Origin of the sequence: Paenibacillus sp. UMB4589-SE434, from assembly GCF_030226685.1 — a bacterium.
GTDB lineage: Bacteria > Bacillota > Bacilli > Paenibacillales > Paenibacillaceae > Paenibacillus_B.
The window spans coordinates 62,288-84,843 of sequence record NZ_JASOYK010000008.1 but is presented as its reverse complement, the minus strand read 5'-3'; the positions used below and the strand labels follow the sequence as shown (position 1 = coordinate 84,843).

The 22,556-nt window shown below is 45.9% G+C and carries 18 protein-coding genes and 1 pseudogene; 9 read left to right on the top strand and 10 right to left on the bottom strand.

Annotation, left to right across the window (positions count from 1 at the left end; translation table 11 throughout):
- Positions 1–129: 129 nt before the first annotated feature.
- A complete protein-coding gene (locus tag QP775_RS21715) occupies positions 130–3,387 on the bottom strand; it encodes a DEAD/DEAH box helicase (protein ID WP_239329573.1) in 3,258 nt (1,085 codons plus the stop codon).
- Positions 3,388–3,707: 320 nt separating this feature from the next.
- On the opposite strand from QP775_RS21715, the gene QP775_RS21710 reads away from it, so the two are divergent.
- Positions 3,708–4,148: a MarR family winged helix-turn-helix transcriptional regulator gene (locus QP775_RS21710; protein ID WP_285108948.1), complete on the top strand. Its 441-nt coding sequence runs from the start codon at positions 3,708–3,710 to the stop codon at positions 4,146–4,148.
- Positions 4,149–4,154: 6 nt separating this feature from the next.
- The gene (locus tag QP775_RS21705; protein WP_285108947.1) at positions 4,155–5,792 is read left to right on the top strand and encodes an MDR family MFS transporter; all 1,638 of its coding nucleotides are present in this window, start codon (positions 4,155–4,157) and stop codon (positions 5,790–5,792) included.
- Between the two features lie 208 nt (positions 5,793–6,000).
- On the opposite strand, the pseudogene QP775_RS25800 reads toward QP775_RS21705, so the two are convergent.
- Positions 6,001–6,133, bottom strand: a pseudogene (locus QP775_RS25800) (IS256 family transposase); the annotation flags it as partial.
- 45 nt (positions 6,134–6,178) lie between these two features.
- Here QP775_RS25800 and QP775_RS21700 point away from each other — a divergent pair.
- A complete protein-coding gene (locus QP775_RS21700; RefSeq protein WP_285108946.1) occupies positions 6,179–6,682 on the top strand; it encodes a DUF4830 domain-containing protein in 504 nt (167 codons plus the stop codon).
- A 417-nt stretch (positions 6,683–7,099) separates the two neighbouring features.
- Positions 7,100–7,924 carry a GNAT family N-acetyltransferase gene (locus tag QP775_RS21695; RefSeq protein ID WP_239329566.1) on the top strand — a complete coding sequence of 275 codons (825 nt, stop codon included), beginning with the start codon at positions 7,100–7,102 and terminating at the stop codon, positions 7,922–7,924.
- Between the two features lie 123 nt (positions 7,925–8,047).
- Here QP775_RS21695 and QP775_RS21690 read toward each other — a convergent pair whose 3' ends face one another.
- From QP775_RS21690 to QP775_RS21665, 6 genes are all read right to left on the bottom strand, one after another.
- Positions 8,048–8,491, bottom strand: coding sequence for a DUF6376 family protein (locus QP775_RS21690; protein ID WP_239329564.1), 444 nt, complete (start codon positions 8,489–8,491; stop codon positions 8,048–8,050).
- 67 nt (positions 8,492–8,558) lie between these two features.
- On the bottom strand, positions 8,559–9,446 hold the full coding sequence (locus tag QP775_RS21685; RefSeq protein ID WP_285108945.1) for an accessory gene regulator B family protein: 888 nt from the start codon (positions 9,444–9,446) through the stop codon (positions 8,559–8,561).
- A gap of 144 nt (positions 9,447–9,590) precedes the next feature.
- The gene (locus QP775_RS21680) at positions 9,591–10,451 is read right to left on the bottom strand and encodes an amidohydrolase family protein (RefSeq protein ID WP_285108944.1); all 861 of its coding nucleotides are present in this window, start codon (positions 10,449–10,451) and stop codon (positions 9,591–9,593) included.
- Positions 10,451–13,573 carry a GNAT family N-acetyltransferase gene (locus QP775_RS21675; RefSeq protein WP_285108943.1) on the bottom strand — a complete coding sequence of 1,041 codons (3,123 nt, stop codon included), beginning with the start codon at positions 13,571–13,573 and terminating at the stop codon, positions 10,451–10,453. The genes QP775_RS21680 and QP775_RS21675 overlap by 1 nt, the downstream gene beginning before the upstream one ends.
- A gap of 194 nt (positions 13,574–13,767) precedes the next feature.
- Positions 13,768–14,364: a hypothetical protein gene (locus QP775_RS21670; RefSeq protein WP_285108942.1), complete on the bottom strand. Its 597-nt coding sequence runs from the start codon at positions 14,362–14,364 to the stop codon at positions 13,768–13,770.
- An 18-nt stretch (positions 14,365–14,382) separates the two neighbouring features.
- Positions 14,383–15,237, bottom strand: coding sequence for a C39 family peptidase (locus tag QP775_RS21665; RefSeq protein WP_285108941.1), 855 nt, complete (start codon positions 15,235–15,237; stop codon positions 14,383–14,385).
- 280 nt (positions 15,238–15,517) lie between these two features.
- Between QP775_RS21665 and QP775_RS21660 the strand changes: the two genes are divergently transcribed.
- From QP775_RS21660 to QP775_RS21640, 5 genes are all read left to right on the top strand, one after another.
- Positions 15,518–16,231 carry a response regulator transcription factor gene (locus QP775_RS21660; RefSeq protein WP_285108940.1) on the top strand — a complete coding sequence of 238 codons (714 nt, stop codon included), beginning with the start codon at positions 15,518–15,520 and terminating at the stop codon, positions 16,229–16,231.
- A gap of 4 nt (positions 16,232–16,235) precedes the next feature.
- A complete protein-coding gene (locus tag QP775_RS21655; RefSeq protein WP_285108939.1) occupies positions 16,236–17,171 on the top strand; it encodes a sensor histidine kinase in 936 nt (311 codons plus the stop codon).
- 105 nt (positions 17,172–17,276) lie between these two features.
- Positions 17,277–18,200, top strand: a complete 924-nt coding sequence (locus tag QP775_RS21650; RefSeq protein WP_285108938.1) for an ABC transporter ATP-binding protein — start codon at positions 17,277–17,279, stop codon at positions 18,198–18,200.
- Entirely contained in the window at positions 18,193–18,885 is a 693-nt protein-coding gene (locus QP775_RS21645) for an ABC transporter permease (protein ID WP_285108937.1), read from the top strand. Before QP775_RS21650 ends, QP775_RS21645 begins: the two co-directional genes overlap by 8 nt.
- 244 nt (positions 18,886–19,129) lie before the next feature.
- The gene (locus QP775_RS21640) at positions 19,130–19,912 is read left to right on the top strand and encodes an ABC transporter ATP-binding protein (RefSeq protein ID WP_239329544.1); all 783 of its coding nucleotides are present in this window, start codon (positions 19,130–19,132) and stop codon (positions 19,910–19,912) included.
- 91 nt (positions 19,913–20,003) lie between these two features.
- Here QP775_RS21640 and QP775_RS21635 read toward each other — a convergent pair whose 3' ends face one another.
- Together QP775_RS21635 and QP775_RS21630 are read right to left on the bottom strand one after the other, a co-directional pair.
- The gene (locus tag QP775_RS21635) at positions 20,004–20,726 is read right to left on the bottom strand and encodes a GntR family transcriptional regulator (RefSeq protein ID WP_285108936.1); all 723 of its coding nucleotides are present in this window, start codon (positions 20,724–20,726) and stop codon (positions 20,004–20,006) included.
- A 217-nt stretch (positions 20,727–20,943) separates the two neighbouring features.
- Positions 20,944–22,398 carry a catalase gene (locus QP775_RS21630; protein WP_285108935.1) on the bottom strand — a complete coding sequence of 485 codons (1,455 nt, stop codon included), beginning with the start codon at positions 22,396–22,398 and terminating at the stop codon, positions 20,944–20,946.
- Positions 22,399–22,556: the final 158 nt, after the last annotated feature.

Sequence of the window (22,556 nt, the reverse complement as noted above, 5' to 3'; positions counted from 1 at the left end):
GTAAATAGACCGCCAATCTTACCTTATAGGTTGGAGTGGCGGTCTTGCTGGAACGCACATGTAGGATCAAAGTGCAAAATATAAAGACTTACAGCGGCTATGCTTTGCGGCTCATATGGGCAAGGCCCATTAGTCCATCATAAGTAGCTCCATAATCTCATCTTCAGTCAATGAGGATACGGATGTCTCCCCAGGTTGGATAACCTCGTCAATTAGGTTTTTCTTCCGCTGCTGCAACTCAACCATCTTCTCCTCAATAGTGCCCTGCGTGACAAGCCGGATTACCTGCACGACATTTTGCTGGCCCATCCGGTGCGCCCGATCCGCAGCCTGCTGCTCAACCGCAGGATTCCACCAAAGATCATATAGAATTACGGTATCTGCTCCAGTTAAATTAAGTCCAGTGCCTCCGGCTTTTAATGAGATCAAAAATACGGTCTGCTCCCCTTCGTTAAATCGCTGGCACAACTCTACTCGCTCGCGTGAAGGCGTGCTTCCATCCAGATAGAAGCAGGTTAATCCGAGCTGTACATCCAGCTCTTCCTTAATAATCTTCAGCATCTCCGTGAACTGGGAGAAAATGAGCATCCGCTTGCCGCTTGCGACACATTCCTGAATGACTTCCATCAGCAGCTCTAGCTTGCCAGAGCCATCTCCGTAATTCTCGATAAATAAAGAAGGATGGCAGCACAACTGCCGCAGTCGGGTCAGGCCCGCTAATATTTTGATCCGACTCTTCTGGAATCCCTCTGCCTGCAACTGCTGCTTCGTATCTCGCTGCAGCTGCATGAGATAGGCCATATAGAGCTTCTTCTGCTCCGGAAGTAGTTCGGTCTGCTGCAGCGTCTCGATCTTCTCTGGCAGCTCCTGCAGCACATCTGATTTCATCCGACGGAGGATGAAAGGCCGTACTTTACGAGCAATTTGTTCTCGGGACAATTCCATAAATGATTTTTTGCTCGTAAAGAGATCAGGGAACACCGCGTCAAAGATTGACCACAGCTCTTCAAGACGGTTCTCTACCGGCGTTCCGGTTAACGCAAATCGCTGCGCAGCTTGCAACTGCTTCACTACTTGCGCCGTCTGCGAGGAGTGATTCTTGATCGCCTGGGCTTCATCCAGAATCAAGGTGCGGAAGCGCTGTTCCGCGTATTGATCGATATCGCGGCGCAAGAGGGGATACGATGTAATGTAGACATCTGTATCTCCCGGTTGGTCGAGCATCTCAGACCGTACCTGCTTATCGCCGGAGACGACCACAGCGGTTAGCTGCGGTGCAAATTTCGTAAGCTCATTCTTCCAGTTGTACAGGAGTGACGCCGGCGCCACAATTAGCGCGGGCAGCTTGGCTTCTTCCTCTTTAGGCTCAGCTAGAAGGAAGGCAATGCCTTGCAGCGTCTTGCCAAGTCCCATGTCGTCCGCGAGAATGCCACCAAAGCGGTAATGGGCAATCGTCTTCATCCACTGGTACCCGACTTTTTGGTAATCTCGCAGTATCGCATCGAGCGACTCTGGTACCGGAAATTCAAGCTGTCCCGGATTGCGAATATGTTCAAGCAATTCGTTAAATGCCCTTCCCAGCTTGACTGAAGCGGGAATAATGGGCTCTTCAAGCAAAGAGAAGCCGCGTGTCACGGATAGTTCAAAACGGTTACCCCGAATGTCGGACTTGCGAATTCCCAGCTCTTCCAGCATATTTCGAATCTGCTGGAAGTCAGGTTGATCCAGCATGACATAGGCGCCATCGGACATTCGGTAGTATTTCTTCTTCTCTACCAGATGGTGAAGCATTAGGCTAAGCTCTTTCTCGTCTACACCATCTAATTCGAATTGAACATCCAGCCAATTCATACGGGAATCGATGTCCATGTTTAGCTTGGGCTCCGTATGCAGGGTACGCATTTCTGCTTGCAGCTCAGGCTTCGTATAGACATTGACTAGACGTTGGAGCTGAGGAAGAAGGACAAACCAGAAGTAGACGATATCTTCCTCATGATCCATGTACAAAGCATTACCGTTATATTTAAAAGCTGACTGCTCAAACAACCTCATAATCCGATCTTCTCGCCGTGTATCTCGCAGTAAAATCCGCTCTGATGATGCCTCATGCTCCAAATCTGCCCCCATCGGCTCAATCACCACGTCATCGTAGACATAAGTCAGCTTTGCCAGCAATCTGCTGCCTTCACGGTCCAAATACAACTGAGCCTGCAGCGGAATCCGAACGAGCCTAGCTTCAATGGTCGGGGCTACCTTCATAAGTCCGATTCTTTGAAGCTCTGGCACAACACGATCCATGAAAGGTTCAATCTGCGATGGAGCAATAAGCATCTGCTGGCGCTGGGTGTTGAGCAATTGCTTCATTTCCTCAATAGAGGTTAACTGAGCAGTTCGAAGGCGATACAAGCAACCGTTAGCAACAGCCATTTGATAACTATCGAGGGGATACACTTGCTCCAAACCGTTTATATCCAACTGGTAGTGGCCTTGCTCTGCTTCTACTAATGAAAAGGAGATAGGGAGCGGCTCATTTATAACTTTAAGCTCGTCATACACAATGGACAGATGCTCAAATTTGGCTTGTGCCTGTTCTAGCAATGGCAGCAGTCGATCTAGCGCGTTTGGCGGAATAAACAGCATTCTTCCTTGATTAAAGTAAGAACTGACCGAATAGCCGCTCCAATTGCTTTGAATTGCCTCGCGATAAGCCATTTCACTTAAGCTCAGCTCCATAAGCAGCTGCATGACGGCAAGATCTTCCGCACCAAACTTATACAGCGTGGGGTCCCATGTAAACGACTTGGAAAAAGCATACTCCGTTTCTTCAAGAACTTTAGCCAAAAATTCTTTCAAATTAGGAATAACGTACAAGCGGGTCAGGCCAAGCTTAAGTTCGACAGCGAGCAATGGTTTATTGGATTGAGGTATTACGGTCTTGCAGGTGAACTCCACACGAACGGTCATCCGATCGTCCTGTAGTGGTTCTTCTTCCTCCGCGACGACTAAACGGTCAAACAACGAAATAAGTTGAGTGGTCACTTGAGTATCTTGATTCATGGCAGCTTGAACCTCGCGATCCCCTATGCTGGCTTGCTCACCTCGCTCAACAGAACGGATATCAAGCAGAACAGCGGCAATGTGTTTGCAAAAAGAAGGATAAGTAGAGTAGGCAGGGCAAGAGCATACGGCATTGGTTTTGCCAGTTGATTGGATCACAATCTGTACCTGATAAGGCTCACTTCCCCTGACGACCGCCTCATATACACCGTCCTCCGCATTATATTGCACTTTGCGAACACGATGTTCCTTAAAATAGGTTTCGCCACGCCGATAGGAGGTTGTGCCGCACAGCGATTTAATATCCGATATTGAAAGCGTATAACTCATAATGACAATGTCCTCACTTTAACCAATTCAGCGTCCCCGCATGATTTCCGAATGATTGAAACAGGTTGTAAACCTTGTTTGATCACGTTCAAATCAATTGTATGCACACGTACTATTATATGTATTCATTATGGGCAAATGATGATGAAATCACAACTTCTTTCCACGCATTATTTCGTGAATGTAGGTTTGAAATGAGGGCTCGCAAGCTATAAATCAACATTTTTAGTAAAAAAGGTTGCAAATAGATATTATATTTATTATTATTTAGTGATAAAAGATTTAGTTCTAAATAGTTAAGAGTTAAGGGGAATTGTCTCATGTCGGAGCAAGCGCAACTATTGGAGCTGCCCGCTTTGTTTAAGCGGCTGGTTAAAAGATTGACACAAGAATGGAAGCGGCAAATGCATGAGGAGATGTCCATGAACCAGTTTCGTCTATTATTTGTTCTTCATTCGACTGGCCCTAAAAAAGCGAACGAACTGGCGGATATCGTATGTGTTACGGCAGGAGCCATAACAGGGATGACCGACAAACTGGTTGAACGGGGGTATGTGGAGCGCAGAAGAAACAAAGAAGACCGCAGAGTTGTATCCATGCAATTGACAGAGGCTGGACAGCGGTTCGTTGATGACGTTCTGAACCGACAGAACGAAGTAATAAGCGCGTTGTTTGGCATGCTCCCGCACGAGGATGTAAAGCACTTGAAGCGTATTTTTACAGTAATGTTAAACCGATTGGAACCGAGCAAGGAGGAATAGAGAGACTTGGAGCACTTATCTCATAAACGAAAAGTTACGATTATGATGGCCATTGTTGCAGCGATGTTTTTTGCCGCAATTAACCAGACCATCGTCAGTACCGCGATGCCGCGGATTATTGCCATTTTGGGCGGTATGGATTATTACACTTGGGTGATTACGATTTATATGTTAACATCGACAATTTCGACGGTGCTTGTCGGCAAACTGTCTGATATTTATGGGCGTAAGCCATTTATTCTAGGTGGGATCGTCTTCTTTATCATCGGTGCCTTTTTAACGGGATTCTCGAGCGATATTTTTCAATTGATTACGTATCGAGGTATTCAAGGTGTTGGCGCTGGCATTATTATGGCATCGGCCTTTACTGCAGTAGGAGACTTGTTTGCACCGCGTGAACGCGGGAAGTGGACAGGTGTGATGATGGCTGTGTTTGGCTTCTCCAGCATTCTAGGGCCTACATTGGGCGGATTTATTGTGGATCATATGGACTGGCAATGGGTGTTCTGGATCTTTCTACCTCTTGGTGTGGTGGCTTTCATCATGATTTTATTGATGTTTCCCAAGGTGGAGCGCAAGCAGGCCGAGTCGATTGACTATTGGGGCTCCTTATTTTTAACCTTAACGATAGTACCGTTATTGCTTGGATTCTCTTGGGCAGGTAAGGAGTATGCATGGGGTTCGACCCAGATTATCGGTCTATTTGCAGCAGCGGCTGTATCCTTGCTGCTGTTTATTATAGTTGAGGCACGTGTGAAAAGCCCTGTACTACCGCTATCCTTGTTTAAGAATAGTATTGTGGTTATCTCAAACATGTCTGGTTTCTTGATGAATGCCGGCATGATGGGGGCTTTGATCTACTTGCCGTTCTTTGTCCAGGGAGTGGAGGGGATCTCGCCAACCTATTCTGGATATGTGACTATGCCGATGTCGATTAGTATGGTCATTATCAGTGCAATGACAGGGCGATGGATTACAGTATCGGGCAAATACAAACGGTATGCCTTGCTAGGGCTGCCTATTATGATTGCTGGTATGCTTATTATGGCGTACATGAACAGCGTGACAATGGCTGTCATAGCTATGATTGTATTTGGTCTGGGTCTCGGATTTGGTATGCCGGTATTTTCGCTTACTGTGCAAAATGCCGTTATTCCGGCAGAGCTTGGTGTAGCGACAGCGTCGTCACAATTGTTCCGCAACTTGGGCGGGACGATAGGAATTGCTGTGATGGGGACCATTATGAGTACCAGTTTAAAAAGCAATCTTGAATCTGCAGCAGTTTCAGGCCACGCGATTGACATGACGAAGCTGGACCCGGCTGTAGCAGGGCAGCTTAAAGAGTTTGCTAACCCTGAGATGCTGTTAAATCAGCCGAAGCTGCAAGAACTGCAGCAGACGCTGCCTGAACAGATGCAGCCGCTCCTGACGAAGATGATCGATATGATGCGTGACGCGCTCAGCTCCTCGTTAACGACGGTATTCTTGGCAGGTACTGCGCTCCTTGTTGTGGCACTTGTGCTTGTATTCTTCCTGCGTGAGATTCCACTGCGGAGCTCGAATAGCGTGCTTGAACCAAAGCTGGAGGAAAAGGATAGAAACAATATGAAGAGTGGGAATTTAAGCTCAGGAGAAGTAATTTAGAATAATGCTATAATTTAGTTACTTGATAAAGGTAGCAAAACAGTCATCTTTTATTAGTTGCTCATGATTAATTTCTAAGTGGTGGGGAAAGCCCCCTGTAGAATTGGTCATGGGCTTTTTTTATGGTTGAGAGGAGGGTAGAGTTTAGGGTCTGTCAAACCATTTGTGTAAACTCATTTAAAAAACTTCTCCCTGAGGGGAGAAAAAATCACCCCAGATGCTGGTCAATGTGATCTGGATAAAAGACAGATAGTTGGAGCAGCATTTGCCCCCAGTTTTGGACACGCCCATCCATTTCGAGTAACGTCAATCGTGGCTCAATAAAGCATTTTTAAGAGAGCCCAGTATTGACCTGAAGCGTCAATAATAACTAGGGAGTGATGGATATGATGATACGCATTACAAAAGTAAGTGTTTTTCTAGGTCTTTTATTTTTGGTTCTTTCTGGATGTGGTAAGGAGGGGAGTGATGATGAAAAAACAGCTGAGCAATATCTAGAACAACATGGTTATCAAGTAACATCTCGGCAGGGTAAAGTTCAAAAGTATGTCCTAGAAAAAAACAAACTTACTGGAAGCACCGAAAACATACTGTATCAGCAAAGTTGGGGTGTTCAATCCGTTGAGCCTGATAAGTACTTTGGAAAAGAAATAACGGTCTATCAATTTACAGTGAAGAACCATCCTCTAGAAAAAATATATAATATTAAAACTACCGTCAACGTCATGCTTTGTGAAGGCCAAGTAATCGGTGGAACATCCATGCCTGCTCAAGGAAACGAGGCTCAAATGGGAGCTCCTTATTCACTTGAAGGTCAAACATTGGAGGAAGTAACCAAAATGAGTTATAAAGAATGGTTTGAAAAATGGAAAATGAAATACGATAGCTAATTGAACTAACGCAATATGTTTAAGAACACAGCGACAGTCTAGGAATTTGTTATATGGGTTACTTTACGAAGTTGAAGATGGCAGCTTTCAATGATGTTAGTCGTGTAAATGAGTTTAACGGATTTAAGGTGGTCCCTTAAAGAAAGTACCCATCAGTTTAATGCCGCTACCTCTTAGAATATTTGGTTATCTGATAGGTATGGCTTTCCTTGTCGCTGTGATAGCCCTTTTCATATCTGATTACTTATCTTAGTGGTGAAATTATCGAGATCATTATACAAAAACTCTGGATAGTTCCAACTAGTTGTACTAGAATACATAGAAAAACAAAACGTAACTTAACTATGATCGTCATTGCAGCCTCCATCCCGTTAAGGGACGGGGGTTTTTTGCAAACGTAAAGGGAGGAATCGACTTATGTTTACTTCTTTATTTCCACATGATCCAGTCTTTCATCATCAGCCTTTTATGAGGAATGAGGTGCAGTACAGTTTGTTTCATCGTATTGCAGATGGCGGTACCGCTATTATGTATAAAAACGAGGCAGGCAATATATTGTATGCCCAGACTCCAGGATATAACGCTTGGCTATGGGTAGACGAGGAAGTATCCGTGGTGGAACGTGAGAGGCAGCTTAGGGAGCTGATTTGTACGATTAAGAACGACGAGCTGCCTGGTATAACGAGTGATCCCGAAAATGCACGCGCTTTTGCGGAGATTTATGCAGAGGTGACAGGAAAGGTGTTCAGACAGAAAATGGAGATGTCGGCTTATTATTGTGACAAGATCGTACGGCCAAAGGGCGTTATTGGTGAGTGTCGACTTGTCAATTCCGAGCATCAGTCTGTTGTTGCCGCATATATGGTTGGCTTCTTAAAGGAGGCAATGGGTGAGGCAGCAGACACACTTGAGCAGATGCCTTTGGCTGCACGGCTCGTTAGCTCTGGTAATTTGTTTGGTTGGATCCATGGCGGGGAATTGGTATCCATCGCTAATATTACGTTTCGTTCCCCACGTCATGGTGCTATTAACAGCGTATATACTCCGGCTGAGTTTCGAAAGAAGGGATATGCGAGCGCGCTCGTGGCATCATTGTGTGATTTGCTGCTGCATAAGGAGAAATTGACGCCGATTCTGTACGCAGATACGGCGAACCCCAATTCGAATAAGGTGTATCAGAGCATTGGATTTACAGCGAGTGGTTTAGTGCACGAATTAAAGTTCGAGGAGAAGGAAGAGTGAGCAAGGGTGAGAAGCATGGGAGTATTCGAAAACGTAAACGAGCTGACTTAAATCAGGATGGCCGCTGCCAGAGTAGAGAATAGATGCCTGTAGCGGCCGCGCAGAATTTGTTATTGTTGTATGTTAAGGGGCTAGCGCTTGGATTTGTCCCATGGTATCCGTAATGTTGCGAATAGTCTGGAACAATGGGGAGTCTTGGATTGCGTTTATGTCGGTAATACCAGAATTGACTTGCTCCAAAAGGCCGTTAATTTCTTGTGTAAAAGCTGTGTTGTAGTCTGTTAATTGCTGATGAATGTCTTTAGCGAATGCAGGTGCTTCCAAGCCGTTAAATGAAGTAATCTGATTCTTCATCTCCTCGAGGGCTTGAGTCAGGGAGGCTTTGGCATCAACATCGGTAATAGCCTGCTCTACAAGCTGTGGAACGCGCTCAGCAAAGCTGGATACCTGATTGACGTAGGAAGTAGCCTCTGTCACATAATTTAATGAGCTATTCACGCTTTCGAACATTGAGCAGCCTGAAAAGATGATGCAGCATAGCAAGGCACAAAGTAATCTTATTTTCATCGTACCCCTCCAATTTATTTTATTTCTAAGTAGTACTTTCAGGTGAAGGTTTCGGTTTCATAAAATGCTACAGTTCGCGCAAATGAGTGCCATCCGAGATGGTCATGCGAGAAAAGGAAGTCTGTACTGGGCCCGATACTTCCTCCGAGTAATTCGGTGCTGTAGGCAATACAAGATTAGATACTTTCACGGTGCTATGCTCATCCAGATGTGGTGCAAAAGTGACAGAACCCAAGTCTATTTCTGAATAATCATAGGGAAAGTCCGTATCTTCTCTTTTGAGTAAGATATGAGCAGTAACTTCCTGTCGGCTGTAATTGCGAACTGAAACCGTACATTCCCCTACCCAACGACTCTGAATCTGCTCCACTCGACAGCTAGCTAGGGTGGACTTATTTGATTGTATGGCATAAATACCTGTGCCTAGATAGCGCTGATATACATCAACAGCTTGGTTCGGCAGTGTAGTGACGGTTAAGAAAGCTGCAAAGCCAATCAAGAAGCGTTGACGGTTCAAGGATCGTACAAGCATTCTGATCAAGATAACGAGACCAATTAATAAGGGCAGACCCGTGAGAATAAGCTTGCCGTTTCCAAATGGAAAGACAGTTGGGACGCCAAGCCACTGTAAGCCCGATTCAAACCATGAGTAATGATGAGGATATCGAATGGTTAGTAAGCTTAGGAGCAGCAAGCCGATCAAAGCCCATTGAAGCTTCTTTTTGTCACGAATGAGATGCGGGCTAGAAGGGGGCTCGTTCTTGTTGCGGAGTGGATCTGTATGCCATGCAAATATGATGCCACACAGGATACTTATGACTGCCCAGACGAGAAGTTGATATAGAAAATAGTAAGGGCTGCTGAAGATGACAACGATCAAGGACATTGTAATAAAAAGAATGCCGCCACTGAGTAAAGCACGCTGCCAAAACGGGTGCATACGCGGGCGCTGCATATACATCTCTCCTCTAGATTTTATAGTTGATTCTCCTTACGTCCTGTAGGGGATGAATTTATCGCAGGCAAATTGGAAATAAACCCTTCAATTAGAAGGCCCCCGTCGATCATTTGGGACGGGAGCCTTGTTGGATAGAGTGATTTAATTCTCTACGAGTGGTACAATTTTCGGAAATACGCGTAGCGCCGTCTTATAGAATACATCTTCGTGATAGCTTGCTGGAATCAGCTCTTTGACAAATTGCAGGTACGGTTCTATCGGTGCAAGTGGCCAATCTGTTCCAAACAGCAGCTTCTCATAGTTATCACAATAAGTGAGCGCGTGCCGCAAATGAGCGAAGAACAGCGGCGATTGGCCGAGCCGCGCGCATTCTGCAGCATCACCTACCATCAAGCCGGATAGGTCAGCGAATACGTTGCGGTTTTTGTAAACAACTTCAGCTCCATCCAGTACCCAGGGGTCCCCGAAGTGCGCCATCATAAAGTTGACGTCACGATGCTGTACGGCAACCTCATCGATCGTAAGCGGATGAGAGTATTTTAAAAGTCCGCGTTCAGAGTAAGTGTCACCAGTGTGATAGACGATTGGAACCCGATGAGTCTTAGCCATCTCGTACACAGGCTGATAAACGTCATCATAAGCATAAAACGGATAATAACCGAGATAGATCTTGATGCCAACCGCTTCGGGACGTTGTATGGCTTGTTCCAGTGCATCCAGTCCGGATTTATCCAGCTTATACGGATTAATGCCTGGGCAATAAACGATCTGGCGCGGATACTCCTCCAGCATATCAAGTCCCATTGGGGTTGAGGCCCCCCGATCAGGGAAGCCCTCCTCGTCTGTTTCCGTCAGTCCCATGCCTATGCCAAGTACAACACCAGCTTGCTCATATTCCTGCAGGAGCCCTCGGACAGAATACTCTACAAATGATCGCTCACTCGCCGTTTTTTTGAAAGAATCGATATGGGATAAGTGCATATGCGCATCAATAATCTTCATTAAGCATCCTCCCCTTTTGCTGCTTGGGGGAAGGTAATACCTCGCAGCTCTCGCAGGGACTCACGCGGCAGAACATCGTCTGCAAATACCATAAAGGTCGGTGTTGAGCGAGTAACGCTGCCATGAGGCAGTAACAAGTCCCTGTTCAACGTCAGACAGTTAACGTCCTTATTGGTATAGAGCTGAGGTTGAATCAAGGATTCATCTGTGACCAACTGCAGCACACCACTGTTGTCTTTACTGCCAAATACATAATCACGGTGTTCGCGAACCGATAGTTCTCCTTCGCCAAGCAGATAGTGGAGAGGTTGACCTTCAGCATCCGACGTAAGGAGCCATCCCTGCGGCAGATCAAGAAAAATATCGGTTGCAGCCTGATTGCAAGCCAGGTACGTCCCTGTGTTTTGATAAATATCGGTCACATAGGCAAGTACGGGAACGCCTGGCAGCATGAGATAATAGCTGTCCCATATTAAACCCCGGTACTTACTATGCTTAGACACGGATAAACGTACTCTTAGGCCAGACCATGTATTTCCAACAGAGTCTGTTAAACGCGCAAAGGTGACTGAACGATCCTCTTTCAAGACAGATAATGGGCCCAGTTCATCCAAAGCTTCGGTCATGCCCCCAATCCAAGGGTTCCACCATGATTTGACTCCATAAGTGGGATAGCTGGAGTCAAACCATTCTCGGTCATTAACCATTAAGGAATGAAGCCCTGGGAAATAGTCGGCGTTAACCTTAATGCTTATAGGGCCATTGCTTGCTTCATACATGGCCCCAACGTCCGTGTGAGTTGACGTAGAAGTGACGTCATTAGCCGCAAGGGTGAACAGGGTGCGCTGATGTAATTCAGAAAATGATCCCAAAACCGCTTTGACACACATTGTGTCAATTGGTGTGGCTGGCATAGCCATTTCTAACTGGACTTCGGCTGCATCGCCACCTAAAGATACGGTTGTTACGGCTGCATTATCTTTCCCATTAGCGGCATATGAGGCTGATACTGTTCCTTCCCATGCATTCTGCTTGGTGTCTCTAAGTATGGCCTGCACCATGTGCGTATCAGGCTGCACAAATGGATTGCCGCCATTAGCTGTCAACGTAACGTGCCGTACAGTTTGCGATGTTACATCTGCTTTGACACGCTTCAAGGCGTAGCTGCGGAAGTCCTGCCAGTTGTCAAAGCTGCCTACTGTCAAGATGAGATCATCGCTTCTCCGCTTGGCTCCTGGCAGCAGAATGCCCATATTAGTTTCCAGATCAATGAAATAGCTTTGGAGACTCATTTGGTGCGTATCTGACCAGCAAATACCGCATGCCAGTCCATCTCCACGAGCAAATAACCAAGGCTCGGTTATCTTATCGCCGTCCCAATAATCAAAGTCATCACCGTGGGAATCCCCCATCTCGACAATTCGTCCTTCATAAGGGAGTACGCTGCGGTACAGATCCTTGCGGATTCGCTGCGTGATCCACATCTGCTCAGACGTCGCAGTAAGCGAGTCGTTCTCCAACTCCTGCCACAGCTTGATTGTTCCGTCAGCATACAGCAAAGCATGCGTATGAAGCAGCAGCTGCGCAAATTCCCCAGACCGATACGTATGCTGGAAGCCAACTGCACCACGTTCTTGCTTCCATTTCACCGATTCCGCCTGCTTTTTGGAGAACTCGGCGGAATAAGGTTTGCCTACCTTCGGATGGGACAATGCGATCAGGGACGAATCACGGCCAAGACAGTGGACACGCAGCTGATTGCTGTCTTTTTCGTACTCTAGCCCATACTTGCCGTTCATCGCCAGATGTGCGGTATCCGTTTCGCCATAACACATCCCGCCGGGACCACTGAAACCGCCGCCGATTCGTCTGTTAAAGGTAACTTCATCACCGCTTGTTGTGGCAGCAACAACTTTGAGCTGCTGACTATAGAAGCCGTAATCCAGCAATCGGAAAGAGAAGGGCAGCGAAGCGCGTTCTTTGGGCTTCAGGTTCACGGTATACGAATGCTGCTCTAGCTCCAGCCATGGTGTCGGCGTCAGTTCAAATGTAAACGAAGCACATTCAGGAAAATGATTCTCAATATCCAAGTACATGTCATATTGACCGCCCAGGGCGTATATTTCATTCGGAATCTTTAACGCTACAGCCGCGGGGAACTTGGGAACGATGCCAACCTGAATAACGGCTTCTAAACCGTTAATGAGAACATTGGCGCGAACCGTCGGACAAGTTCGCCATTCGCTCTGTTCTTTATCAATAACGTCAACAAAGAAACGTGCAGTCAATCGTTGTTCACTTGATACTTCAACGGATTGCTCCCAGTTGAACGTAACATTGCGATCAGATTCGCCTTTGAAGTCAATTCGAAGCGGCTTGCCCGATTTGTTGACGATGCGGTATTGTACGGTATATTCCTTCCCGAATACAGGCTCTGCTTGCTCTGCCGTTGCGGATAAAAGGTAGTCTTCCGTTTCAATCAGGCAGATGCCTCTTCCTCTTCGTTCAATGTCGACACGCAGCTCTTTCTCTTTATTTTTCCAGGCGTATGTATAGGTATGAAACCCATTATCCACTTGCCCGTCCCGAATCACTTCAATTGTGCGTGTTGAATCGGCGTACCAATCAATTCCCTTCATATAAGGCGCGATGGCTTCACAATTAACGATCTGAGGTACAAAGTTCATAAAATGCGTGGTATCCTCGCGGTCTTCCCAGAAGTAGCCGCAGCGCTTGTACAGTGGAACTGCTTTCAAGTTAGCATCCCATGTATACAAGTCAATGCGCGGCCAGCCGCGGCGAATCGTCTCTTCGACGGCTCGCAGCACAAGCATCTTGCCAACCTTCATGCCATGATAGTCGGGCCGAACATTTAGAAGCTGAATGTGCAGGGCACCGGTATCTTCCTTGTATTCAGTTAGGCTGCAGTATCCGACAACCTCATCGCCGGCCACAGCAAGGAATAACGCAAGCCAATCGGATACCGCCTCGTTCTGGCGCACCTGAGCGCCTGTCATCACGGTGGTTCCTCCGCCCCATTCACTCTGGCTGCGGTTCCACATCTCTGCAATGCTGTCTCCATAATCTGGATGATAATTAACAATATCAATGTGTAAAGACAAATTTCTCACCTCATGAATGCCAGTATATTACATATGGTGCAATACGTTCACTACAGCATTTAGTTGCTTAATTTTCAAATTAAAAAGACCGGGTTGCCCCGGTTAAAAGAAATTCGTCGATTTGTTCCCGTATTTCACCCATGCTTTAAAATGACAAGGTTGTGCGGAATTAAGCAAATACGTCAACACTATTATTAACGCTGGTTTATCCATTCTTTCATCTTTTCAATGACTTGCTCTGCGGGGATTTTCTGACCTGCCGGAAGATCCAGCAACATAGCTGCGCTTGCCGTCAAGTAGATATCTTCTCTATCAGGCAGACAAGCTGCAAGCATACTCTGCCCTTCGAACTCAAAATAACGAATCTGTTCATCCGTCTCTACGGTCGCTCTTACTTTGTTGTAGAGGTGAAAGAGATCAAGGCTGCGATACTTTCCGCCCATTCTCACCGGCTCCTTCACATTGGCAATGATGATGCCTTCTGGTGCTTGCTCATTCATGGCAAACCAAAGCCGTTCACCAGTAGGACGCAGCAGTTCACTTATCCTATTGCCTTTATACGAGTAGATACGATCTGCCGTCAACGTGTCATCAATGGCCAAGGAAAACCGCGATAAGGTTAACTTGCTGGCTGCTGTAGACAAATTCTCCTTATCAGACTGCATATTCCATACATAGTCCATCAATGCGGTTTGCTCAGGGCGTTCTGACGTAGCATCTTTAACCGTTATATATACGATGGCTCCAAATAATAAAAACAGCCCCAATAGCAAAAAAATATAGGATCTCATCCATTCAACCCTCCTTCATTACTTGCTTGTGCTAATCGTGCCTTCCCATGTAAAGCGATTGTTGCTTTTAAAAGCATCGAAAGTATGTGAATAGTGGTCACCATACCAGGGGTCCATATAACTTACATAGTTCGTCCCGTTTACGCCGGAATTGTATCCATCCAATACGAGAAAATGACCAATGTTCGACCCGTTGGTCCAGCTAATAAACGTAATCATTGGCTGGCCTTTGTCCAATTGACCTTTGACCCATTGTAGTGAGGGTATGGAATTGAATAGATTGCTTTTGACACTGTAATATTGCAGCCCCTGCTTAATCTCGTAAGATGTTGCCGGATAGTTATAAGAGCCTCCCTTTACATAACTGACAAACTGCTGCTGTGTGACATCAATTCCATAGTGCTCCAACACAGCAACGGATACGCCGGCCCAGCACCAATTGCTCATCAATTGCTGGATGTCGGGTACAGCTGCGCTGCTGCCTGGTTCGCTGGGGTTGCCATTAATGAATCCTGAAGCGACATAATACTTGTTCTGATCTTTAAAGAAATAAAACCAGCGATCATCATCGATCCCTGTCCAATAATCTTTTACGATATCGCCTCGCTCCCAGCCATCAAAGTTGACGCTGGTGTTGCCGGCAATCGTATAAGCAATCGTGGCCCGCAAGCTGGGGGCTGATCGGACATTGACCCCGATAGGTGCGGTGACACCGGAAAAGGACCCTTCAATGTTGGCTGAGGGGAGAGAGTGCACTTCCGATATCGCTGACTGACCAGACGAAGGTGATGCACTGCTCCCCAACACTGACGACATAAACAGCAGGATGCTGCCTAATATAGACACAATCACTTTGAATCTTCTATTGTTCATCGCTATCCTCCTTTACAGCTAGCTTTAATAGGGGACAGTAAGCTTGTCCAGTAACTAAAATAAAGAATTGCAGCAAAAGAGAGGTGATAGAAGCGCTCACTATCCCTTCATTAACAAGGTATGTAAATATTGACGAGTTGTGATTGGATTTACTATTTTGTGCTGTTGACGTCGCGACATTCATATGGCTTATTAGGAGAAGTAGGAGGATTAGCAGTCAGTAGTATATAATACGGGGTATAATATAGAGTTGGCATAATTGGAAGAGGAGAGAAGAATAATGTCTCATCGTATCTTAATCATGGAAGACGATCATGAGATTGTCGACATGCTAAAGCAGTATCTCTTAAAAGAAGGATACCTGATAGATACCGCTTATGACGGCCGAGCGGGCATGGCGCAGTTTGCTAGCGCCAACTACGAGCTCGTTGTTGTAGATATTATGATGCCTAAGCTGGATGGCATTGAAGTTATTAAGCTGATTCGCGAGCGCAGTGCAGTGCCTATCCTAATTATGTCTGCAAAGGACAGTGACGTAGACAAGGCGCTCGGGCTTGGATTCGGAGCGGATGATTATATCGCGAAGCCGTTCTCGATGATAGAGATTGCAGCACGGATCAAGGCTGCCATCCGGCGGTCCACCGTATATGCCAATCGGGAACCGGTCGAACAAGAAACCGAAATAGGAATTCCGCAGGAACTCCGTTTTGGAGCTTTGCGAGTAGACGTGGACAATTTTGCAGCATTTAAGTATGATCAGCAGCTTCGGTTAACATCCAAGGAGTTTGACATATTGAAGTTATTTATCATGAACCCGAATCGTGTATTTACAAAGGCGCAAATCTATGGATTTGTATGGCAGGATGACTATTATGGCGATGAGAATGTGATTAATGTTCATATTCGGCGGCTGCGCGAGAAAATAGAAGATAATCCTTCCGAACCTCTTTATATTAAAACGTTGTGGGGGATTGGGTACAAATGGGAAGGGTGAGAAGGTGACGTACATATTAATAGCTGTAATTGTCATACTGATAATCGTCATTGCCTGGCAATACCAGTTCATCCGACGTCGAGGTCATGCTCTCGAACATATTCAACGCAAGCTGCACGTCATTATGTCAGAGCCCACGAGCGAGAAAGTACTGGTCTTTACCGATGACGATTCACTGATCGGTGTGCTGAACGAGATCAATGAGCTGTTGGACTTCCATCAGAAGTCTCTGGCAGCACATGCGCGGATTGAGATTTCAACCAAGAAGATGCTTTCTAACATATCCCATGATCTCAAGACACCGCTTACTGTCGTGCTTGGTTACTTGGAGACGATCACATTGGATCCGGGCATGGAGCCCAGCGAACGGGAAAGACTGCTTGGCAACGTGCACCGCAAGACACTTGAGGTGCTGGATCTGATCCATCAGTTTTTTGACTTGGCGAAGCTGGAGTCGGGCGACAAAGATATTCCGATTACAAAGATTTATTTAAATGAAATTTGTAGAATGAGCATGCTGCAATATTATGATATTTTGACAACACGAGGTTTTAAGGTGTCAATCGATATACCCGATGAGCCTTTGTATGTATGGGGAAATGAGGAGGCACTTAACCGAATTCTGAATAATTTGATCTCTAATGCGATTCAGCATGGAGGTGACGGCAAAGAGCTCGGGCTTACCGTAACGGGTAAGGGGCAAGAGGCATTCTTGTCCGTTTGGGATAAGGGGAAAGGGATTCACGAGCTGCACGTGGATCAGGTGTTTGAGCGTATGTATACGTTGGAAGATTCCCGCAACAAGGCTTTTCAAGGCAGCGGACTTGGCCTGACAATTACGAAGCGGCTTGTTGAAGCGATAGGTGGATCGATTGAACTGCGAAGCAAGCCGTATGAGCGGACAACGTTTAAGATTCGACTACGAAAGATTAATTATTAGGATTGAACAGGAGTTGCTTAAGAAACTTGTAAGAATCGGGTAAGAAAAAAGAGAATTTCGCTCTATATACTTAAGTTATTGAAAGAGAGCGAAGGGAGTATGCACATGTCTTATTTATTAAGAACGACTCAGTTAACGAAGACTTATCAAGGCAAAGAAGTCGTATCTAATGTAAACATGAGTATAAAGAAGGGTGAGATATACGGATTTTTAGGACCGAATGGAGCGGGCAAGACGACGCTCATGCGAATGATCACCAATTTGATTAAGCCGTCATCTGGAGAAATTGAGCTTTTTGGCGAGAAACTGACGGATACGTCTTATCACGTGCTCGGCCGAATGGGCACTATTATTGAATACCCGATATTTTACGACAAGCTAACAGCACGCGAGAATTTAGAAATTCATTGCGAGTATATGGGTTATCATAACAAGCAGGCTGTCAATGAAGCGCTGGAGCTAGTTAATCTGGGCAATATCGAAGGCAAAGCGGTTAAAGACTTCTCCTTGGGCATGAAGCAGCGACTTGGTATCGCAAGAGCACTATCAACTAAGCCGGAGCTGCTGATCCTGGATGAGCCTATTAATGGATTGGACCCGCTTGGCATTAAGGAAATTCGTGATCTATTTAAAATGCTAAGTAGAGAGTACGGGATGACATTGTTTATCTCCAGTCACATTTTGGGCGAGATGGAGCAAATGGCAGATACGATAGGCGTAATCAACCACGGGCGCTTACTTGAAGAAGTTTCTATGGAGCAGATTCGGGAGAAGAATACGGAGTACTTGGAAATTACAACAAAAGAGATATCCCAGGCTAGCTATGTGCTTGAGCATAAGCTGCAGCTGTTTAACTTCAAAGTAGTGGATAACCAATACATTCGCGTCTATGATATGAGCGTACCGCAGAATGAAGTTGCCAAGACATTAATTATGAATGATATATCTGTCGAAGCGATTACGAAGAAGAATAGCTCTCTAGAAGATTACTTCTTATCGCTGCTTAACGGGGGTGGCGTTCATGCTTAAGCTAATGAGACTCGAAATGAAGAAGTTCCGCATGGCTGGTTATGTGCGGGGAGCCCTGATTTCTAGTTTAATCATATTGGCATTCACCTGTATGGTCAGCTATGGACAAAAATTAGATGATGATATTGCGTTTGAGAGCTTTAAAATGATGATGGGACTTACAGAGACTTTGGTCAGATCGACCTTTATTGTGTTTGCCGCTGTTCTGCTGGCCCAATTTGTTATCAATGAATTCAGGACAAAGTCGATCACGGTGTTATTTATGTATCCGATCAACCGCAAGAAGCTAATGGCTGCAAAGCTGCTGATTGTGATGATCTTTACGTTTGTGGCGATTATTTGCTCAGATGTCATTGTTACGGGTGGATTTATATTGTTTAATCACTTTACCCATGTTATTGAGGAGACCTTGACATCGCAGATTCTGTGGGCAATGGGCGGAAAAATGCTGATGAACGCGGTGATGGCATCTGGCATTTGTTTAATTCCGCTGTTCTTCGGTATGCGCAAGTATTCAACATCAACGACTATTGTGTCTGCTGTTCTCCTGTTATTTATAGTTGGCAGCAACAACGGCGGCATATCACTTAATGATATTATTGTGATCCCTATTGGACTAGCGCTTATCGGGATTTATATCGCATATTTGGGAATTCGTAATATTGAACGCAAAGATGTGATCTAGCTGTAAATAAAAATATACACTTGGGATTTATCAAGAACGGCCTCTTTCCGGAATGCATACGGAGAGAGGCTAATTTGTTTTATATAAAAAGATTTTTAGTTGAGCTGCTAACAAAATAGTCGACAAGCAGGTTCGAATCCGGTATTCTAGGACGAATAATAGATGAATAGTTCCAAATGTTAGCAAGAATCGGATTGTCCGCGTTGTAAGCAGAAAAAAGCAGGTGGGAGAGGAGATAACAGACATGAGTGAGGTCATAGATATCCAAGGGGTAAGCTGGAGAAGAGAGGAACGAGAACTGCTGAAAAATGTGACCTGGCAAGTAAAAAAACAGGAGCATTGGGCTTTGCTTGGTTTAAATGGATCAGGAAAAACAACGTTGCTAAACATTGTGAATGGTTATATCTGGCCGTCATCAGGCACAGTGTCCGTACTTGGCAAGCCGTATGGTTCCGTCGATCTGCGTGATCTGCGAAAGTCTATTGGCTGGGTCAGTTCATCGTTGCAAGAGAAATTATACATGACGGATAAGGCGCAGCATGTGGTCATTAGCGGTAAATATGCCACGATCGGCTTATACGAGCAGCTGCTAGAGGAAGATGAAGGACAGGCGGCCGATCTTATGCAGACGCTTGGTTGTGCTCACTTGTGGGATCGAGAATATCGCACCTGCTCGCAAGGAGAGAAGCAGAAACTGCTAATTGCCCGTGCTCTAATGGCTAATCCAAGCATTTTGATTCTGGACGAACCGTGCAATGGGCTGGATTTATTTTCGAGGGAACGATTGCTGGACAGCATTTATACCCTGACTTTGCAGGATCATACGCCTACGCTAATATACGTTACGCATCATACGGAAGAAATATTGCCTGTGTTCACTCGCACGCTGCTATTACGTCGAGGTGAGGTAGTTGGAAGTGGGGCTACTGACGAAGTGATGACTTCACAAACGTTAAGCAGTTTCTTCGAAGCCCCGGTACAGGTAGAGCGTCATCAAGAGAGAGTGTACGTAAGGGCAGTAAAATAAGAGAGATACAGCAGGTTAGGCAAGAAGCACTGGGCTTCCGATTGGGACAGTGCTCCTTGCGCTGCAATTTTTTAGGCTTGCCTCTCAGTTGTTACCTAGTAAGCAGGATGTCATGGGAATACACTTCAGGGTTGCAATATGAAATGGAATATTGAAGCGGCATATCACGATTATTAAAGAGTACGGTGTGTACAACAAGGGCAGGGGATCCGGGAGGCAGGTCAAAGTAAGAGGCGTAAGTGGAATCGAGGGCAACGGCCGTAAAGCTCTGAGAGCCGCGTTTGACCTGTATTCCGTTCTTCTCCAATAATTCGTAGACAGTGGGGTTCACCACATTTTCCTCGGTCAAGTAGGATGCCAGGTTCATGTTAAAATAGTTGTCGTCTACAATAGCACATTGTTCTTGAACTCTGATTTGCCGCTGTACTTTAATCATGTCGGCGCCTTCAAAGATACGCATAGCTTTGGACACTTTCGGTGGTGCGGGAATAATGCCGTACTCGTGCAGCTGAATACGGGGCTCCAACTGCTGCAGCTGCAATTGCTCGACTAGACCAACCAAAGTGGTTGTCGTACGTGTGATGCTGCGCTCAGCCACAAAAGTCCCTTTGCCGTGCTTCTTCTCCAGTACGCCCTCCACGACTAGCTCGCCAATTGCCTGGCGAATCGTAGTGCGGCTTAGGTGAAACATTTTGCCTAATTCGCGCTCGCTGGGAATAGCAGTGCCAGAACCCCACTCCTCATTAACGATACGTTGTTTAATACTGTGCTTCAGTTGATAGTACAAAGGTATAGGGCTTTGTAATAGTTCCATCCATATGTACCTCCTATGTTCGATTTGGAATCTGGTCATATGGTCACGACCAGATGAACAAAAAAAGACACGATTCAGTCGTTGAATTCGTGTCTCCAGTGGTCTGGTCAACAGTAACAGGTTCCCGTTTAACAATACTCGATTAAACTAACCTGATTACTAGGAATTATAAGGAACGTTACGCCTAATGTCAACGGTTAATTTAGTGGACAAGACTCTATTTTTGCGTAAATCCGCTAATATCGGTGCCAAGCTCTTGGGACAGACGAAGGCCGAGTTTTGCGTCAGCCCGAAAGAAGTTGCAGATGGCACGGAGCTGAACATCATGCCTGGTCTGTTTTAGGTCAGTGGTCAGGTTGAGCACGAGCCGCTCCTGCTCTTCTGAAGATAAGCTCAAGTAACGTTCGCCAGCTTGCGTAAAGTCGTCTGTCTTCGCAATCGTGCGGCGCATCGTTGTGCCGGACAGGGGCGCTTCACTGTCCGCATATTCTGGTGCTTCCGTGTAAGCAGGTTGGTGACTATTCGGTTCATAATTAATCGGTGACGGGTCTTGACTCACATTCATATAGCCGTCACGTTGATGATTGCGAACCGATGCAAATGGACAGTTTACAGGGATTTGAGCATAGTTAGGTCCAAGACGATGCCGCTGCGTATCCGGATAAGAGAATAGTCTTCCTTGGAGCAGCTTATCTTCTGAGGGTTCAATGCCTGGTACAAGGGCGCTAGGCGAGAACGCAGATTGTTCCACTTCGGCGAAGAAATTGGCGGGGTTCTCGTTTAACGTCATACGTCCTACTTTGATTAACGGGAATTGCTCTTCAGGCCATACCTTGGTAGCGTCCAGCGGATCGAAATGGAGGTCATCGCCGTCCGGCTCCATAAGCTGAACGTACAAGTCCCATTCAGGAAATTGGCCTGCGGCAATTGATGTATGCAAATCACGTGTCGCATGATTAAAGTCTTTGCCTCCGAGGACTTCTGCCTGAGCAGCGGTCAGGCTTCTTATGCCTTGCAGCGATTTCCACGTATATTTCACATAAGTTACTTTACCGGCTGTATTTACCCATTTAAAGGCGTGTACGCTAAAGCCGTCCATTTCCCGGTAGTTAGCAGGAATACCCAGATCGGAGAACAACCAGGTCAGCATATGAGTGGTCTCCGGCGAGAGGGACATGAAGTCCCAATAATGATCAGGAGTTTGGATATTGGTGTGCGGCGCTGGTTTGAGCGAATGGACCATATCCGGGAATTTTAAGGCGTCCCGTATAAAAAACACGGGCAGGTTGTTACCAACCAGATCGTAATTGCCTTCGCTTGTGTAGAACTTAACGGCAAAGCCGCGCAGATCACGCAGCGTCTCGGGCGAGGTGCTGCCATGTATAACAGTTGAGAACCGGACAAATACTCTAGTCTCGATATCTGGGCTTTGCAAGAAGGTCGCCTTTGTGTAGGGCGCCATACTTTGATAGGGCTTGAATAAGCCAAAAGCTCCGGCTCCGCGAGCATGAACAACTCGTTCGGGAATTCGTTCACGGTCAAAGTGAGCAAGCTTTTCAAGCAAATGATAGTCCTCCAGCAGCACGGGACCTCGCTGGCCCGCAGTTTTCGAGCTTTGATTGTTAGCCACCGGCGCACCTTGATTTGTCGTCAAAAATCGTGGGTCTGTCATTTGGACAACCTCCTGTATGTGATAGTCATAATAGCTGATGTATAAGAATAGGCATCAGTAAAGCCAGTTGGGCATACTTGAAATCAAGTTATAATTATTATAAATAAATAAAAATTATAACTTGATTTTTATTTATTCTGTGATGCTAGTTTCGATTA

Bases quoted from the DNA above. Each gene is read 5' to 3' on its own strand.
- QP775_RS21715 (WP_239329573.1), bottom strand. From the start codon at position 3,387: ATGAGTTATACGCTTTCAATATCGGATATTAAATCGCTGTGCGGCACA.
- QP775_RS21710 (WP_285108948.1), top strand. From the start codon at position 3,708: ATGTCGGAGCAAGCGCAACTATTGGAGCTGCCCGCTTTGTTTAAGCGG.
- QP775_RS21700 (WP_285108946.1), top strand. From the start codon at position 6,179: ATGATGATACGCATTACAAAAGTAAGTGTTTTTCTAGGTCTTTTATTT.
- QP775_RS21695 (WP_239329566.1), top strand. From the start codon at position 7,100: ATGTTTACTTCTTTATTTCCACATGATCCAGTCTTTCATCATCAGCCT.
- QP775_RS21690 (WP_239329564.1), bottom strand. From the start codon at position 8,491: ATGAAAATAAGATTACTTTGTGCCTTGCTATGCTGCATCATCTTTTCA.
- QP775_RS21685 (WP_285108945.1), bottom strand. From the start codon at position 9,446: ATGCAGCGCCCGCGTATGCACCCGTTTTGGCAGCGTGCTTTACTCAGT.
- QP775_RS21680 (WP_285108944.1), bottom strand. From the start codon at position 10,451: ATGAAGATTATTGATGCGCATATGCACTTATCCCATATCGATTCTTTC.
- QP775_RS21670 (WP_285108942.1), bottom strand. From the start codon at position 14,364: ATGAGATCCTATATTTTTTTGCTATTGGGGCTGTTTTTATTATTTGGA.
- QP775_RS21665 (WP_285108941.1), bottom strand. From the start codon at position 15,237: ATGAACAATAGAAGATTCAAAGTGATTGTGTCTATATTAGGCAGCATC.
- QP775_RS21660 (WP_285108940.1), top strand. From the start codon at position 15,518: ATGTCTCATCGTATCTTAATCATGGAAGACGATCATGAGATTGTCGAC.
- QP775_RS21650 (WP_285108938.1), top strand. From the start codon at position 17,277: ATGTCTTATTTATTAAGAACGACTCAGTTAACGAAGACTTATCAAGGC.
- QP775_RS21645 (WP_285108937.1), top strand. From the start codon at position 18,193: ATGCTTAAGCTAATGAGACTCGAAATGAAGAAGTTCCGCATGGCTGGT.
- QP775_RS21640 (WP_239329544.1), top strand. From the start codon at position 19,130: ATGAGTGAGGTCATAGATATCCAAGGGGTAAGCTGGAGAAGAGAGGAA.
- QP775_RS21635 (WP_285108936.1), bottom strand. From the start codon at position 20,726: ATGGAACTATTACAAAGCCCTATACCTTTGTACTATCAACTGAAGCAC.
- QP775_RS21630 (WP_285108935.1), bottom strand. From the start codon at position 22,398: ATGACAGACCCACGATTTTTGACGACAAATCAAGGTGCGCCGGTGGCT.